Raw genomic sequence first — 15,301 nt, forward strand, 5'->3', positions numbered from 1 at the left:
CTTCGCGGCAACCGGGGACATTCGACGAGGGGACAGCAGCCGTGACCGTCAACATGACCAAGGGTCAGGCCATCAGCCTGGAGAAGAAGGACGGCGGCTCCCTGAGCGCGGTCCGCATGGGTCTTGGTTGGAAGGCGGCACCGCGGCGCGGGCTGTTCGGCTCGCGCACCCGGGAGATCGACCTGGACGCCTCGGCGGTGCTGTTCGCCGACAAGCAGCCCGTCGACGTCGTGTTCTTCCGCCACCTGGTGAGTGACGACGGTTCGGTCCGGCACACGGGCGACAACCTCGTCGGCGGCGCGGGACAGGGTGGCGACGACGAGGCCATCCTCGTCGACCTCGCGCGCGTTCCGGTCCACATCGACCAGATCGTCTTCACCGTCAACTCCTTCACCGGCCAGACCTTCCAGGAAGTGCAGAACGCCTTCTGCCGCCTGGTCGACGAGACCAACGGCCAGGAACTCGCCCGCTACACGCTCGACGGCGGCGGCGAGTACACCGCCCAGATCATGGCGAAGGTGCACCGCTCCGGTTCGGGCTGGACGCTGACGGCCCTGGGCGTGCCGGCCAAGGGGCGCACCTTCCAGGACCTGGTGCCCACGATCCTGCCGGTCCTCTAGCGAAGCCCCGCGGCGCACGACGACACGACACACAGGGGGAGATGGGCGATGGCGGCCGAGCTGAAGCGCGGGCAGAACCATCCGCTCCCGCGGAACCGGATCGAGATCCGGATCTCGGCCGATGTGCCGGTCGTGGCCGGGGCCACCCTCGCCGACGACACCGGCCGGGTGCGGGACGCCGACCGGGTGGCCCATCCGGGCGCACCCACCCAGTCCGGGATCGAGGTCTCCCGGCAGGCGGCCGCCGAACACCGGCTCGCCGTCGACCTCGACGCCCTGCCCGAGGCCGTGCACCGGGTCAGCGTCCTGATCGCCCTGCCCGCAGCCCTCGGCGGCCCCCTCCGCTTCGGCGCGGTCGCCGCGCCGCGCGCCGCGGTCACCGGCCTCGACGGCACCGAGGTAGCGGGCTACACCCTCGCCGGCCTGGACGCCGAGTCGGCGGTCGTGGCCTTGGAGCTCTACCGCCGCCAGGGCGCCTGGAAGATCCGCGCGGTGGGCCAGGGCTACGCGGAGGGCCTCGCCGCGCTCCTGACCGACCAGGGCCTTCCGCAGGCCGCCGAACTCGCCCGCGGGATCGAGGAGGCGGTGGCGCGCGGTGCGGCCCGGTCGGTCCCGGTGCACACGGAGACCGGCCGCTCCCGTCGTACGGCCGCCTCCGTCGCCGGCCCGGATCCGTCCGGCACCAGTGCCGGGTCCCCGTACGACGTTCAGGCGCCCGGCGACGGCAGCGACCGGCCGGTTCCTTCCGGCGGACCTGGCGGACCTGTCGGACTCGGGGGGCCTGGCGGACTCGGTGGAACCGAGTCGGCACTCGATGACGGCCGGTCCCCGGTCTCCGAAGGACCCGCCGATGCCGCCCCGCCCGTCGGCGGCCCCATCGACTACACGCATCCCAGGCGTCGCCAGGCGTCCTCGCCGACGGCGTCGGCGGCGCCCTCCCCGGGGGCGCCCGCCCCGGCCGACGGACCCGTGCCGCCCGTCGCCGGCGATGCGGTCGGCTGGTCCATGGACGAGCGGCTGTACAACCAGGTCTGGGGCATGTTCGAGGACCTGGCCCGCTCCACCGCCGCGTACCGCAGTGCCGTCGACTTCGCCGGATCCCGTATGGAGAAGGAGCTCGACCAGGTCCTCGCCGACCCGCGCAGCCGCCTGGGCTCGACGGGCGACGCCGCACGCGAGGCGGCCCGCGCCCGGCAGGCCCAGCTGGTCGACCAGGCCCAGGCGGCCCTCGACCGCGACCTCGCCCAACTCACCGCCGAGTCCGAGGTCGTCGAGCCCGCTCTGCCACCGGCGTACGCCCGCTGGGACAACCCCGTCTGGCATGCCTACCGGGTACCGACGGAACCGCCGATGGCCGTGCGACTGGGCGACCTGCACCTCGCGGAGAGCGATCCGCTGCGCGTCCCGATGCTGGTCCGGCTGCCGCTGGAGCGGGGCCTGTGGATCGACAGCGGCCTCACCTCGACTCCCGACGGCGGCTTCCCTGACGCCGATGACCTGCGGCACCTCGCTCTGCACACGGCGGTGGCGCTCGCGGCCCGGCTGCTCGCCGTACACCCGGCCGGGGAGTTCGGCGTACAGGTCATCGATCCGGCCGGTTCCGGCACCTCCGCGCTCGCCCCGCTGACGGGGACCGGCGTCCTGGCCGGGCCACCCACGACCGGCGCGGCCGGTGTGGCGGAGGTGCTGGGTCGGCTGACCGAGCGCGTCGACCTGGTGCAGATGGCCGTGCGCGGTGGCGCGGCGGACGCCCTGCCGCCCGGTCTGGACATCTCCCGGCAACTGCTGATCGTCAACGAGTTCCCGCACGGTTTCGACGACCGCGCCGTCACTCAACTGCGCTATCTCGCGGACGAGGGCCCGGACGTCGGTGTCCATCTCCTGCTGGTCGCCGACCGCGAGGACGCCGCCGCCTACGGACCGTTGCTCGATCCGCTGTGGCGTTCACTGATGCGACTCACGCCGGTACCGGACGATCACCTGGCCGACCCGTGGGTGGGGCATGCCTGGACGTACGAGCCCTGCCTCGTGCCGGCCGGGAGCCAGGTGCTCCAGCAGGTGCTCAACCAGGTCGCGATCGCGCGTACCAAGCGTATGTAAAGCCCTCTGACCAGGCAACTTGGCCTTTCTTTTGCCAATCGCTTTACCTTTCCTTGGTGATTGGGGTACTGTTTTCCTCACGGAGGGGAGTACTCCCTATCTGCTGCGGCGTACCCGTCAATACGGATCCGACCGGATCCCGGGGCGTCGGCCCGTCTCGGGTGGAAGAGACCTCCGGCAGCGATGACGCTGGCCCTTTGCCATTCACGAACCGGAGGCGCAGTGGATGTATCCGTGACCCTTTGGGTCCTCACCATCTTGGGTCTGGCCGCCCTCATCGCGGTCGACTTCTTCATCGGCCGCAAGCCGCATGACGTATCCGTCAAGGAAGCCGGAATCTGGACCGTCGTCTGGATCGCCCTGGCCGGACTCTTCGGCCTCGGCCTGCTCGTCTTCGGCGGCAGCCAAGCCGGCGGCGAGTTCTTCGCGGGCTTCATCACCGAGAAGTCGCTGAGCGTCGACAACCTCTTCGTCTTCGTTCTGATCATGGCGAAGTTCGCCGTGCCCTCGCAGTACCAGCAGCGGGTGCTGCTCGTCGGCGTCCTCATAGCCCTGGTCCTGCGGGCCGTCTTCATCGCCGCGGGTGCCGCGATCCTCGCCAACTTCTCCTGGGTGTTCTACCTCTTCGGCGCCTTCCTGATCTGGACCGCCTGGAAGTTGATCCAGGAGGCCCGGGCCGACGACGAGGAAGAGGAGTTCGAGGAGAACAAGCTGCTCAAGGCCGCGGAGCGCAGGTTCGGTGTGGCCGACCGCTACCACGGCACCAAGCTGTGGATCCAGCAGAACGGCAAGCGGGTCATGACCCCGATGCTGGTCGTGATGCTTGCGATCGGTACGACCGACGTCCTGTTCGCGCTGGACTCCATTCCCGCCATCTTCGGCCTGACGCAGGACCCGTACATCGTCTTCACGGCCAACGCCTTCGCGCTGATGGGTCTGCGACAGCTGTACTTCCTCATCGGCGGACTGCTGAAGAAGCTGGTCCACCTGTCCTACGGGCTGTCGATCATCCTCGGCTTCATCGGCGTCAAACTCGTGCTGCACGCCCTGCACGAGTCCGGCGTCCATGTGCCGGAGATCAGCATCCCGGTCTCACTCGGCGTCATCTGCGCGGTCCTGATCGTCACCACGATCACCAGTCTGCGGGCTTCCAGGAGGCAGGCGGCGGCCGAGGCGGCGCAGGGCCGGAGTGAAGGCGCTCCGAAGGACAGCATCGACGTCTGACCACGTCGGACGTAGGAACAACCACCCCGTGGAGCGGTGCGAAGCGCATTGCCGACCCACCGCTCCCGGTGCTTCGTTGGGTGGCGGAGCGTCCCCGGTCGGGGGCGCCGCCACCCGGTGGAGGCAACCGTGACATTCGTCCAGATCATCGACTTCGAGACCGACCGCATCGACGAGATGAGGGCCCTCGCGGACGAGATGGGCAACCAGCTCGCCGGCGGTGAGAACAGCCCGACGCGCCGACTGATCCTCAGGGACCGGAGCCGGCCCGGCCACTACCTGGGCGTGATCGAGTTCAACTCCTACGAGGAGGCCATGCGCAACAGCGACGACCCCGAGACCAGCAAATTCGCCGAGCGGATGGCCGCCCTGTGCACCCGCCCGCCGTCCTTCTCGGACTGCGACGTCGTGGACATGACCGACTTCGCGTAACCGTTCGACCGACCGCACCCGTACGACCCCGGGGGCCGTGCCGCGCCGACGGCGGGCCCCCGGAGCCCGAAAGGACCGGAATGCGAACCCCGTACGCCTCTGCCACCATCGCTGCATGATCACTCGGCTCAGGTCGCTCTCCACTCAGTGGACGTTCCTCGTGCCGGTGCTCGCGGTCGTCCTGCTCCTGTTCACCTGGGGTCGTGATCTGCCCGGCGTGGTCGTCGCACTGGTGACCGTGGTCCTCGCCGGATCCGTCCTCGCCGCCGTCCACCACGCCGAGGTCGTCGCCCACCGGGTGGGCGAACCCTTCGGCTCCCTGGTCCTCGCCATCGCCGTCACGATCATCGAGGTGGCCCTGATCGTCACCCTCATGGTCGACGGCGGCGACAAGAGTTCCACCCTGGCCCGGGACACCGTCTTCGCCGCCGTGATGATCACCTGCAACGGCATCGTCGGAGTCTGTCTCCTCGTCGCCTCCCTGCGCCACGGCACTGCGGTCTTCAACCCCGAGGGCACCGGCGCCGCCCTCGCGACCGTGGCCACCCTGGCCACCCTCAGCCTGGTCCTGCCGACCTTCACCACCAGCAGACCGGGCCCCGAGTTCTCCGGCGTGCAGCTGACCTTCGCGGCCCTTTCCTCACTGATCCTGTACGGCCTGTTCGTCGCCACCCAGACCGTGCGGCACCGCGACTACTTCCTGCCGATCACCCGGCAGGGCGAGGTGATCGACGGCGACGACCACGCCGAGGCGCCCTCCGCGCGCACCGCCTGGATCAGCCTCGGCCTGCTGGGCCTCGCCCTGGTCGGCGTCGTCGGACTGGCCAAGGGTGTGTCGCCGACGATCGAGTCCGGCGTGCAGGCGGCCGGACTGCACCAAGCCGTCGTCGGTGTGATCATCGCCCTGCTGGTGCTGCTCCCCGAGACCATCGCAGCCCTGCGCTCCGCCCGCCGCGACCGTGTGCAGACCAGCCTCAACCTGGCGCTCGGCTCGGCCATGGCCAGCATCGGACTGACCATCCCCGCCGTTGCCCTGGCCTCCATCTGGCTCTCCGGCCCCCTGGTACTCGGCCTCGGTGCCACCCACATGCTGCTGCTCGCGCTCACCGTGGTGGTCAGCTCCCTGACGGTCGTGCCGGGCCGGGCCACACCGCTCCAGGGCGGCGTCCACCTGGTGCTCTTCGCCGCCTATCTGGAGCTGGCGATCAACCCCTAGGGCGCACTCACCCGGTGACCGGCTCACCCGGTGACCGGCTCGGCCGCCGCCACCGGCACCGGGCGCGTCTCCGGAAGCAGCGCGAAGCAGCCGAGACTCAGCAGCGCGATCGCCGTCAGGTACGTCCCCACCGCCCACGGCACCCGCCCGCTGTGCTCCGCCAGCGCCGTCGCGACGATCGGCGTGAGCGCGCCTCCGAGGACCCCGCCGAGGTTGTAGCCGACGGCGGCGCCGGTGCAGCGCACCCGGGGCTCGTACAGCTCCGGCAGATAGGCGGCGACGACGGAGAACATGGTGATGAAGGAGACCAGTGAGCCGGTGAACCCGAGGAACATCAACAGGGGCTCACCGGTCGCCAGTAGCGCGACCATCGGGAACATCCACAGCGCCGAGGCCGTGCACCCCGCAAGACACAGCGGCCGTCGCCCGTAGCGGTCGCCGAGCAGGGCCATCACCGGCGTGAGCGAACCCTTCACCACCACGGCGGCCATGATGCAGACGAGCATGACGGTACGGCTCACCCCGAGCCGTTCCGTCCCGTACGCCAGCGCCCAGGTGGTCACCGCGTAGAACACCGCGTACCCGACCGCGAGCGCCCCCGCCGTCAGCAGTACAAGCCGCCAGTGATGCCGTACGACCTCGGCGATCGGCACGCGCGCGTGGTCGTCGAGTTCCAGGAACCGGGGGCTCTCGGCAAGCGACGAACGCAGCCACAACCCGCTCAGCGCCAGCGCTCCCGCCGCCCAGAACGGCACCCGCCACCCCCATTGCGCGAACTGCGCTTCGGACAGGGACGCGGACAGGGCCAGCATCACGCCGTTGGCGAGCAGAAAGCCGACTGCCGGGCCGATCTGCGGAAAGCTCGACCACAGGGCGCGCCGCCCGGGGGGCGCGTGTTCCGCGGTCAGCAGCACCGCCCCGCCCCACTCCCCGCCGAGCCCCAGCCCCTGGAGAAAGCGCAGCACGAGCAGCAGCACGGGCGCGGCCACACCGATCGTGCCGTACGTCGGCAGACAGCCGACCGCGACCGTCGAGGCGCCGGTCAGGAGCAGGGAGGCGACCAGGACCGGACGCCGGCCACGCCGGTCCCCGATGTGCCCGAACAGCACCGAGCCCAGCGGGCGGGCCACGAACCCCGCACCGAACGTCCCGAACGCCGCCAGCGTGCCCGCGAGCGGTGAGAACGTCGGGAAGAACAGCGGCCCCAGGACGAGCGCCGCGGCCGTGCCGTAGACGAAGAAGTCGTAGAACTCGATGGCGGTTCCGGCGAGCGAGGCGGCCGCCAGCCTCAGCATCGAGGGAACCCTTACGGTGCGTACATCGTGCATGTCGCGTCAACTACCCACGGTGACCATCCGTTACGGGGGCGCACGGCGCCCTTCGCGGGCGCCTCGGCGCACCGTGATAAACCGGTCTGAGCCGCGGTCCACCCAGGGCCGCTCATCGTCCGAACGGACCGGAGGAAGCGTGCCCCGCACCCTGGCCAACGCCCCGATCATGATTCTCAACGGGCCCAACCTGAACCTGCTCGGCCAGCGCCAGCCCGAGATCTACGGCTCCGACACGCTCGCCGACGTCGAGGCCCTCTGCGTCAAGGCGGCGGCCGCGCACGGCGGCACCGTGGACTTCCGGCAGTCCAACCACGAGGGCGAACTGGTCGACTGGATCCACGAGGCGCGCCTGAACCACTGCGGGATCGTCATCAACCCGGGCGCCTACTCGCACACCTCGGTCGCCATCCTGGATGCCCTCAACACCTGCGACGGGATGCCTGTGTTGGAGGTCCACATCTCCAACATCCACAAGCGCGAGTCGTTCCGGCACCACTCCTACGTCTCCCTGCGCGCCGACGGCGTGATCGCCGGGTGCGGTGTGCAGGGCTATGTGTTCGGCGTGGAGCGGGTGGCGGCGCTGGCCGGCGCCGCCACGGCAGACGCCTGACGCCTCAGAGCCGTCCCGCCTCCACGATCCGCCGCAGGAAGCGCTGGGTCCGCTCCTGCTGCGGATCGCCGAACACCTGCTCGGCGGTGCCGTGTTCGAGTACGACGCCGCCGTCGAGGAAGCAGACCTGGTCGGCGACGTCCCGGGCGAAGCCCATCTCGTGCGTCGCCAGGACCATGGTCATGCCCTCGTCCTTCAGACCGCGGACCACGGTGAGCACCTCGCCGACCAGCTCCGGGTCGAGGGCGGCGGTGATCTCGTCGAGCAGCAGCAGCCGGGGTCGTACCGCAAGGGCGCGCACGATCGCCACCCGCTGCTGCTGACCGCCGCTCAACCGGTCCGGGTAGGCGCCCGTCTTGTCACCCAGCCCGAGGCGCTCCAGGAGCTCCCGGGCCCGTTCCTCGGCCTCCGCCCGTGAGACGCCGTGCACCCGGCGCGGTGCCAGGGTGATGTTGTCCAGCACGGTCATGTGCGGGAAGAGGTTGTAGGCCTGGAAGACCACGCCGATACGGCGGCGTACCGCGTCCTGGTCCGCGCGCGGGGCGGTGATCTCCTCGCCGTCCAGCCAGATCGCGCCGTCGTCGATCTCCTCGAGGAGGTTGGCACAGCGCAGCAGCGTCGACTTGCCGGAGCCGGACGCGCCGATCAGCGCGGTCACCGTGTGCGGGGCGACCGCCAGGTCCACGTCCCGCAGCACCACGGAGCCGCCGAAGGTCTTGCGGACGGACTCCATGCGCAGGACAGGTGCGTCGCTCATATGGATCCTCCCTGGGCCCGCTGCCGGTCCATCCGTGCCGTCACCCAGTCCGTGAAGCGGGTCATCGGGATGGTCAGCGCCACGAAGACCAGCCCGGCGACGATGTACGGCGTGTAGTTGAGGCTGCGGCCCACGATGATGTCGGCCGCCCGTACGGCGTCGATCGCACCACCGATCGACACGAGACCGGTGTCCTTCTGGAGCGACACCAGGTCGTTCAGCAGCGGCGGCACCTGACGTCGTACGGCCTGCGGCAGGATCACATGGCGCAGGGCCTGCCGGTTGGTGAGGCCGAGCGAGCGGGCCGCCGCGCGCTGCGAGGGGTGGACCGACTCGATGCCGGCACGGAACACCTCGGCCACGTACGCGGAGTACGTCAGCGTCAGCGCGGTACCGCCCAGCAGCACCGGATCGACCGTCACGCCCTGCAGCCGCAGCGCCGGGACGCCCAGCACCACGATCATCAGGTTGATGATCAGCGGCAGCCCGCGGAAGAAGTCGGTGTACGCCGCCGCGAGCGCCCGCACCGGGAAGAACACCGGCCCGCGCAGCGTGCGTGCGATGGCGATCAGCATGCCGAGGACCAGCACGGCGACACCGCAGACGACCAGCAGCCGGACGTTCAGCCACAGCCCTTCAAGGACCTTCGGCAACGCCTCGCGCGCGTACTGCCCGTTGAAGAACGTCTCCTTGGTGCGCGGCCAGCCGGGCGCGTTCACGACGACCAGGTAGAGCACGACCGCCGTGACCAGCGTCGAGAGCGCGGCGATCGCGGTGGCGCGGCGGGCGCGGGCACGCCTGTGGCGTTCCCGCTCCAGCCGCCGTTCGGACGGGGTGTAGCCGTCGTCCCCGTGCGCGGACATGCCACTCGTGCCGTCCACGCCCTCCCCCCGGGCGGACCCGTCCTTGGTGACGATCACTTGAGCACCGGGGCGTCGACGGCGTCGGACAGCCACTGCTGCTCGATCTTTGCCAGCGTGCCGTCCTTGCGCAGCGCGTCGACGGCGGTCGTGACGCACGAGGTGAGCGCGCTGCCCTTGTCGAGGACCAGGCCGAACTGCTCGGGCGTGCCGCCCTGGTTCTCGAACTGGCCGACGATCTTCGCGTTCGTCACCTCGGCCGAGGTGATGTAGAAGGCGGTCGGCAGGTCGACCACGATCGCGTCCACCTGGCCGTTCTTCAGCGCCGACTTGGCCTGGTCGTTCTTGGCGTACACGGCGGGCTGCTGCGACGGCTTCACCACGTCGGTGATGTAGTCGAGGCTGGTCGTGCCGACCTGGGCGCCCAGCTTGAGGCCCTTGAGATCCGCGATACCGGTCGCCTTCGCGGCCTTGCTGCCCTTGAGCGCGATGACCGCCTGGCGCACGTCGTAGTAACCCGACGAGAAGTCCACGGCCTTCTTGCGCTCGGCGCTGATGGACACCTGGTTGATGTCGAAGTCGAAGGTCTTCACACCGGGCGCGAACGCCTTGTTGAACGGCACGCTCTGCCAGACGACCGCGCTCTTGTCGTACCCCAGTTGCTTCGCCACGGCGTACGCGACCGCCGACTCGAAGCCCTCGCCATTGGCCGGCTTGTCGTCCTTGAACCACGGCTCGTACGCCGGTTCGTCCGTCGCGACCGTGAGCTTGCCGGACGTCTGGGTGGCCAACTTGCCCTTGGCGCACGTGGTTCCGGCCGAGGAGGAAGACCCGCCGGAAGCCTTCTCCTCCGGCTGCGGAGCACAGCCGACAGCGGTGGCGAGCAGGGCTATGGTGGCGGCGGCGACAGCGCGGCGCAGTGCGCTCGGGGCAGGGTGCATGGCGGGAGAGTGACAGCGAACGCCGCGTATGTCCAGGTCAAGGGGTTATCTGTCCGCATAGTGGGAACCGGTGTTGCGGTCTTGTGAACGTTGTCCGCCGCGGGTTGCGAGGCGACCACGCCGGGGCCGCCGGTCGAGGGCGGGGAATGGTGACCGGCGGCCCGTACCGCGCAGGAGCCGTCATCCTGTGCGGGGCTGACACCAGTTGACCGCGCGACGACGCGCGCGGGGAGCGTGCGCTGGCCCCCGGCGCGTGCGAACTGTTCACACGGGGCGCGCGACGAGTCCGCGCGGGGCGTGCGAGGTCGTGCGCGCCGGGCGCGGGTGAAGGGGTGCGCGCCGGGCGCGATTTCAGAACCACACGCCGGGCGCGCACTGCTCACACGCACGGCTCTCACGCACGGCTCGCGCGCACGGCTCTCACGCACGGCTCGCGCGGACGGCTCTCACGCACGGCCCACGCGGATGGGTGACGCCCACAGCTCACGGCCCACAGCTCATCCCCATGGCGTGTGTGCCCCAGCGCTCACCACCCGCGCGCGTGCCACTCCGGCAGGTGCGGGCGCTCCGTGCCCAGCGTGGTGTCGTTGCCGTGCCCCGGGTACACCCAGGTCTCGTCCGGCAGCACGTCGAAGATCTTCGTCTCGACGTCGTGGATCAGGCTGGCGAAGGCCTTCGCGTTCTTGCGCGTGTTGCCGACCCCGCCGGGGAAGAGGCAGTCCCCGGTGAAGACGTGCGGGTGGCCGTGCGGGTCGTCGTAGACCAGGGCGATGGAACCGGGGGTGTGCCCGACGAGGTGGCGGGCGGTCAGTTCGACCTGGCCGACCCGGATGACGTCGCCGTCGTCGACGGCGACGTCGGTGGTGACCGGGATACCGGGAGCGTCCTCGCGCCCCGCGTACGTCCGTGCACCGGTGCCGGCGACGACCTCGGCCAGCGCCTGCCAGTGGTCGCCGTGCTGGTGCGTGGTGACGACGGACGCGATGCCGTCGTCACCGATCATGCCCAGGAGCGTCTCGGCGTCGTTGGCCGCGTCGATCAGCAGTTGCTCGTCCGTGGCCCGGCAGCGCAGCAGATAGGCGTTGTTGTCCATGGGCCCGACCGCGATCTTGGTGATCATCAGGTCCTTGAGCTCGTGCACGTCCGCCGGTCCGCCGACCGTCACCTCTCCGCTGTACGTCATGGCGGTCAGCCTATAGCGGGGAGCGGCCCACGAGGTGCCGTGCGCTACAGCGGCGGAAGCGCGGGCAGGGCGCCGCCCCGCACCGTCAGGGCCGAACCGTCACGGCGGCCGGCGAGCCAGCCGAGCAGCTCCGCGGCGCTTCCCTCGACGCCGACCGGGCCTCCGGGGGCGCCGCCGCCCGTCGTCCACACGCGGCCGCCGTCGGCGCGCAGTCCGGTCGAGGGAACGTCCTGGTGGCCGCCGAAGCGTTCCGCCAGGAAGTCGATCTCCCGTTCCGCGAACTCCGCCGGGAGGTCCTCCAGCTCGTAGCCGATCCCGAGGTCGACATGGTGCAGCTCGACCTCGGCCCAGCGCCGGAACGGCACCCGTGCCGCGGCGTCGGTGACCCCGTTGCGCAGCTCCACCGTGCGCGTCCAGTCCGCTGGCTCCGCCCCGCGGGCCCGGAACCGGGCGTCGCTCTCGCGCAGGTCGGTGAGGTGGGTCTCGAGCGGGCGCGGGGCGTCCCGCTCGATGTCGGCGTCCCGGGCCCCGCCGGAGACGTACATGGGGCGCCCGCCGAGGACGTTCGTGAGCGCGTCCGCGTTGCGGGCGAGATGGGCCAGGACGTGACCGACCGTCCAACCGGGCAGCCGTGACGGTCGCGCCACGGACGCGTTGTCCAGTTTGGCGACAGCGGTGAGGATCCGGTCCGTCGCTTCCTGTACAGACGCCAGGTCATGAGCGTGATCAATCATGGGGCTGACAGTAGCCGCGCCACACCTTCGGGTGAAGGTTTCGCACTAGGTCCGTAAATCGAATGCGCGTGCTATATCGTCGACGACGGCGTCGGGCATGCTGGATGGTCCGGGATTGTTTACGCATCCAGGAATCCAACCGGCGTTGTCAGTGGCTCCCCCTAGTCTGAAGAAGCACGGGGCCCTGCCCCTGTCACTTCTCTCAAGAAAGGTGCGGACCGGCTGTGGCCGACCGTCTCATCGTCCGTGGCGCGCGCGAGCACAATCTGAAGAATGTCTCGCTCGACCTGCCTCGTGACTCGCTCATCGTCTTCACGGGGCTGTCCGGGTCGGGCAAGTCCTCCCTGGCCTTCGACACGATCTTCGCCGAGGGCCAGCGGCGCTACGTGGAGTCGCTCTCCTCGTACGCGCGCCAGTTCCTCGGGCAGATGGACAAGCCGGACGTGGACTTCATCGAGGGTCTGTCCCCGGCGGTGTCCATCGACCAGAAGTCGACCTCGCGCAACCCGCGCTCGACGGTCGGCACCATCACCGAGGTCTACGACTACCTGCGTCTGCTCTTCGCGCGCATCGGCAAGCCGCACTGCCCCGAGTGCGGCCGCCCCATCTCCCGCCAGTCGCCGCAGGCCATCGTCGACAGGGTGCTGGAGCTGCCCGAGGGGAGCCGCTTCCAGGTGCTCTCGCCGCTGGTGCGTGAGCGCAAGGGCGAGTTCGTCGACCTCTTCGCCGACCTCCAGACCAAGGGCTACTCCCGCGCGCGTGTGGACGGCGAGACCATTCAGCTCTCCGAGCCTCCGACGCTGAAGAAGCAGGAGAAGCACACCATCGAGGTGGTCGTCGACCGTCTCACGGTGAAGGACACCGCCAAGCGCCGCCTCACGGACTCCGTGGAGACCGCGCTGGGCCTGTCAGGCGGCATGGTCGTGCTCGACTTCGTCGACCTCCCCGAGGACGACCCCGAGCGCGAGCGCATGTACTCGGAGCACCTGTACTGCCCGTACGACGACCTGTCCTTCGAGGAGCTGGAGCCCCGCTCCTTCTCCTTCAACTCGCCCTTCGGCGCCTGCCCCGAGTGCACCGGCATCGGCACGCGCATGGAGGTCGACCCGGAGCTGATCGTCCCCGACGAGGACAAGTCCCTCGACGAGGGCGCCATCCACCCTTGGTCGCACGGGCACACCAAGGACTACTTCGGCCGCCTGATCGGCGCCCTCGCGGACGCGCTGGGGTTCCGCACCGACATCCCCTTCGCCGGCCTGCCGCAGCGCGCCAGGAAGGCCCTGCTCTACGGCCACAAGACACAGATCGAGGTCCGCTACCGCAACCGGTACGGACGCGAGCGCGTGTACACCACGCCCTTCGAGGGGGCGGTGCCCTTCGTCAAGCGCCGGCACAGTGAGGCCGAGAGCGACGCCAGCCGGGAGCGCTTCGAGGGCTACATGCGCGAGGTGCCCTGCCCGACCTGTCAGGGCACGCGCCTGAAGCCGATCGTCCTCGCGGTCACGATCATGGACAAGTCGATCGCCGAGGTCTCGGCGATGTCCATCAGCGACTGCGCGGAGTTCCTGGGCGAGCTCAAGCTCAACGCGCGCGACAAGAAGATCGCCGAGCGCGTCCTGAAGGAGGTCAACGAGCGGCTGCGGTTCCTGGTCGACGTCGGCCTGGACTACCTCTCGCTGAACCGCGCGGCCGGCACGCTCTCCGGCGGCGAGGCGCAGCGGATCCGCCTGGCCACCCAGATCGGCTCCGGTCTCGTCGGTGTCCTGTACGTCCTCGACGAGCCGTCGATCGGCCTGCACCAGCGCGACAACCACCGGCTCATCGAGACCCTGGTCCGGCTCCGCGACATGGGCAACACGCTCATCGTGGTCGAGCACGACGAGGACACCATCAAGGTCGCCGACTGGGTTGTCGACATCGGCCCCGGCGCCGGCGAGCACGGCGGCAAGGTCGTGCACAGCGGTTCCCTCAAGGAGCTGCTGGTCAACGAGGAGTCGCAGACCGGCCAGTACCTGTCCGGCAGGAAGGCGATCCCGCTGCCGGACATCCGCCGCCCGCAGGACCCGTCCCGTCGGCTCACGGTGCACGGCGCCCGCGAGAACAACCTCCAGGACATCGACGTGTCCTTCCCGCTGGGCGTGTTCACGGCCGTCACGGGCGTGTCCGGCTCCGGGAAGTCGACGCTGGTCAACGACATCCTGTACACGCACCTGGCGCGTGAGCTGAACGGTGCGCGGAACGTCCCCGGCAGGCACACGCGGGTGGACGGCGACGACCTCGTCGACAAGGTCGTGCATGTCGACCAGTCGCCCATCGGTCGCACCCCGCGATCGAACCCGGCGACGTACACCGGCGTCTTCGACCACGTCCGCAGGCTGTTCGCCGAGACCACCGAGGCGAAGGTCCGCGGCTACCTGCCGGGCCGCTTCTCCTTCAACGTCAAGGGCGGCCGCTGCGAGAACTGCGCCGGCGACGGCACCATCAAGATCGAGATGAACTTCCTCCCGGACGTCTACGTCCCGTGCGAGGTCTGCCACGGAGCCCGGTACAACCGGGAGACGCTGGAGGTCCACTACAAGGGCAAGTCCATCTCCGAGGTCCTGAACATGCCCATCGAGGAAGCCATGCACTTCTTCGAGGCCGTCCCGGCGATCAACCGCCACCTCTCGACGCTGAACGACGTGGGTCTCGGCTACGTCCGTCTCGGCCAGTCGGCGACCACCCTGTCCGGCGGTGAGGCACAGCGCGTGAAGCTCGCCAGCGAGCTGCAGAAGCGCTCCACCGGGCGTACGGTCTACGTCCTGGACGAGCCGACCACGGGTCTGCACTTCGAGGACATCAGCAAACTGCTGAAGGTCCTCGCCGGCCTCGTCGACAAGGGCAACACGGTCATCGTCATCGAGCACAACCTCGATGTGATCAAGACCGCGGACTGGGTCGTCGACATGGGTCCGGAAGGCGGTGCAGGCGGCGGACTCGTCGTCGCGGAGGGCACGCCCGAGGAGGTCGCCGCCGTCCCGGCCAGCCACACCGGCAAGTTCCTGCGCGAGGTCCTCGGCGCCGACCGCATCAGCGACGCCAGCTCGGTGAAGGCCCCGCGCAAGCCGGCGGCGAAGAAGACGGTCGCGGCCAAGTCGGTGGCGAAGAAGACGGCGACCGCCACGACCGCCGACAGCACGGCCACGAAGAAGGCGGCCGGGGCCACGAGGAAGACGGCGCCCGCGAAGAAGACGACCCGGGCCCGCAAGGCCTGAGGTCCCCGGGCGACCGGCTCGGACAAATCCAGAAAAGTG

The 15,301-nt window shown here is 70.0% G+C and carries 13 protein-coding genes; 7 read left to right on the plus strand and 6 right to left on the minus strand.

The features are described from left to right. Positions 1-41: 41 nt before the first annotated feature. The 5 genes from ACWDGI_RS26065 to ACWDGI_RS26085 all read left to right on the plus strand — a co-directional run bounded on the left by ACWDGI_RS26065 (position 42) and on the right by ACWDGI_RS26085 (position 5,592). The gene (locus tag ACWDGI_RS26065; RefSeq protein ID WP_352224595.1) at positions 42-620 is read left to right on the plus strand and encodes a TerD family protein; all 579 of its coding nucleotides are present in this window, start codon (positions 42-44) and stop codon (positions 618-620) included. 48 nt (positions 621-668) lie between these two features. Then, complete coding sequence (locus tag ACWDGI_RS26070) at positions 669-2,720, plus strand: TerD family protein (RefSeq protein WP_450762844.1); 2,052 nt, start codon at positions 669-671, stop codon at positions 2,718-2,720. Positions 2,721-2,942: 222 nt separating this feature from the next. Next, positions 2,943-3,944 (plus strand): TerC family protein, encoded by a 1,002-nt coding sequence (locus tag ACWDGI_RS26075; RefSeq protein WP_450762846.1) that lies wholly within the window; start codon positions 2,943-2,945, stop codon positions 3,942-3,944. 129 nt (positions 3,945-4,073) lie between these two features. Next, on the plus strand, positions 4,074-4,376 hold the full coding sequence (locus ACWDGI_RS26080) for a hypothetical protein (protein WP_450762848.1): 303 nt from the start codon (positions 4,074-4,076) through the stop codon (positions 4,374-4,376). Between the two features lie 115 nt (positions 4,377-4,491). Beyond that, positions 4,492-5,592 (plus strand): calcium:proton antiporter, encoded by a 1,101-nt coding sequence (locus ACWDGI_RS26085; RefSeq protein ID WP_450762850.1) that lies wholly within the window; start codon positions 4,492-4,494, stop codon positions 5,590-5,592. Between the two features lie 23 nt (positions 5,593-5,615). Here ACWDGI_RS26085 and ACWDGI_RS26090 read toward each other — a convergent pair whose 3' ends face one another. Beyond that, positions 5,616-6,887, minus strand: a complete 1,272-nt coding sequence (locus tag ACWDGI_RS26090) for an MFS transporter (protein WP_450762852.1) — start codon at positions 6,885-6,887, stop codon at positions 5,616-5,618. 172 nt (positions 6,888-7,059) lie between these two features. Here ACWDGI_RS26090 and aroQ point away from each other — a divergent pair, with 172 nt between their 5' ends. Next, the gene (gene aroQ, locus ACWDGI_RS26095) at positions 7,060-7,533 is read left to right on the plus strand and encodes a type II 3-dehydroquinate dehydratase (protein ID WP_362731057.1); all 474 of its coding nucleotides are present in this window, start codon (positions 7,060-7,062) and stop codon (positions 7,531-7,533) included. Between the two features lie 4 nt (positions 7,534-7,537). On the opposite strand, the gene ACWDGI_RS26100 is transcribed toward aroQ, so the two are convergent. The 5 genes from ACWDGI_RS26100 to ACWDGI_RS26120 all read right to left on the minus strand — a co-directional run bounded on the left by ACWDGI_RS26100 (position 7,538) and on the right by ACWDGI_RS26120 (position 12,008). Continuing rightward, positions 7,538-8,290 (minus strand): amino acid ABC transporter ATP-binding protein, encoded by a 753-nt coding sequence (locus ACWDGI_RS26100; protein WP_450762854.1) that lies wholly within the window; start codon positions 8,288-8,290, stop codon positions 7,538-7,540. Continuing rightward, on the minus strand, positions 8,287-9,210 hold the full coding sequence (locus tag ACWDGI_RS26105) for an amino acid ABC transporter permease (protein WP_450762856.1): 924 nt from the start codon (positions 9,208-9,210) through the stop codon (positions 8,287-8,289). The genes ACWDGI_RS26100 and ACWDGI_RS26105 overlap by 4 nt, the downstream gene beginning before the upstream one ends. Next, the gene (locus ACWDGI_RS26110) at positions 9,207-10,091 is read right to left on the minus strand and encodes an ABC transporter substrate-binding protein (protein WP_450762858.1); all 885 of its coding nucleotides are present in this window, start codon (positions 10,089-10,091) and stop codon (positions 9,207-9,209) included. The genes ACWDGI_RS26105 and ACWDGI_RS26110 overlap by 4 nt, the downstream gene beginning before the upstream one ends. Before the next feature lie 526 nt (positions 10,092-10,617). Further along, positions 10,618-11,274, minus strand: a complete 657-nt coding sequence (locus tag ACWDGI_RS26115; RefSeq protein ID WP_450762860.1) for an MBL fold metallo-hydrolase — start codon at positions 11,272-11,274, stop codon at positions 10,618-10,620. A gap of 44 nt (positions 11,275-11,318) precedes the next feature. Then, positions 11,319-12,008 carry a maleylpyruvate isomerase family mycothiol-dependent enzyme gene (locus ACWDGI_RS26120; RefSeq protein ID WP_450762861.1) on the minus strand — a complete coding sequence of 230 codons (690 nt, stop codon included), beginning with the start codon at positions 12,006-12,008 and terminating at the stop codon, positions 11,319-11,321. A 224-nt stretch (positions 12,009-12,232) separates the two neighbouring features. On the opposite strand from ACWDGI_RS26120, the gene uvrA reads away from it, so the two are divergent. Then, the gene (gene uvrA / locus ACWDGI_RS26125) at positions 12,233-15,262 is read left to right on the plus strand and encodes an excinuclease ABC subunit UvrA (protein ID WP_450762863.1); all 3,030 of its coding nucleotides are present in this window, start codon (positions 12,233-12,235) and stop codon (positions 15,260-15,262) included. Positions 15,263-15,301 lie beyond the last annotated feature (39 nt).

Source organism: Streptomyces sp. NPDC001220 (assembly GCF_053597895.1).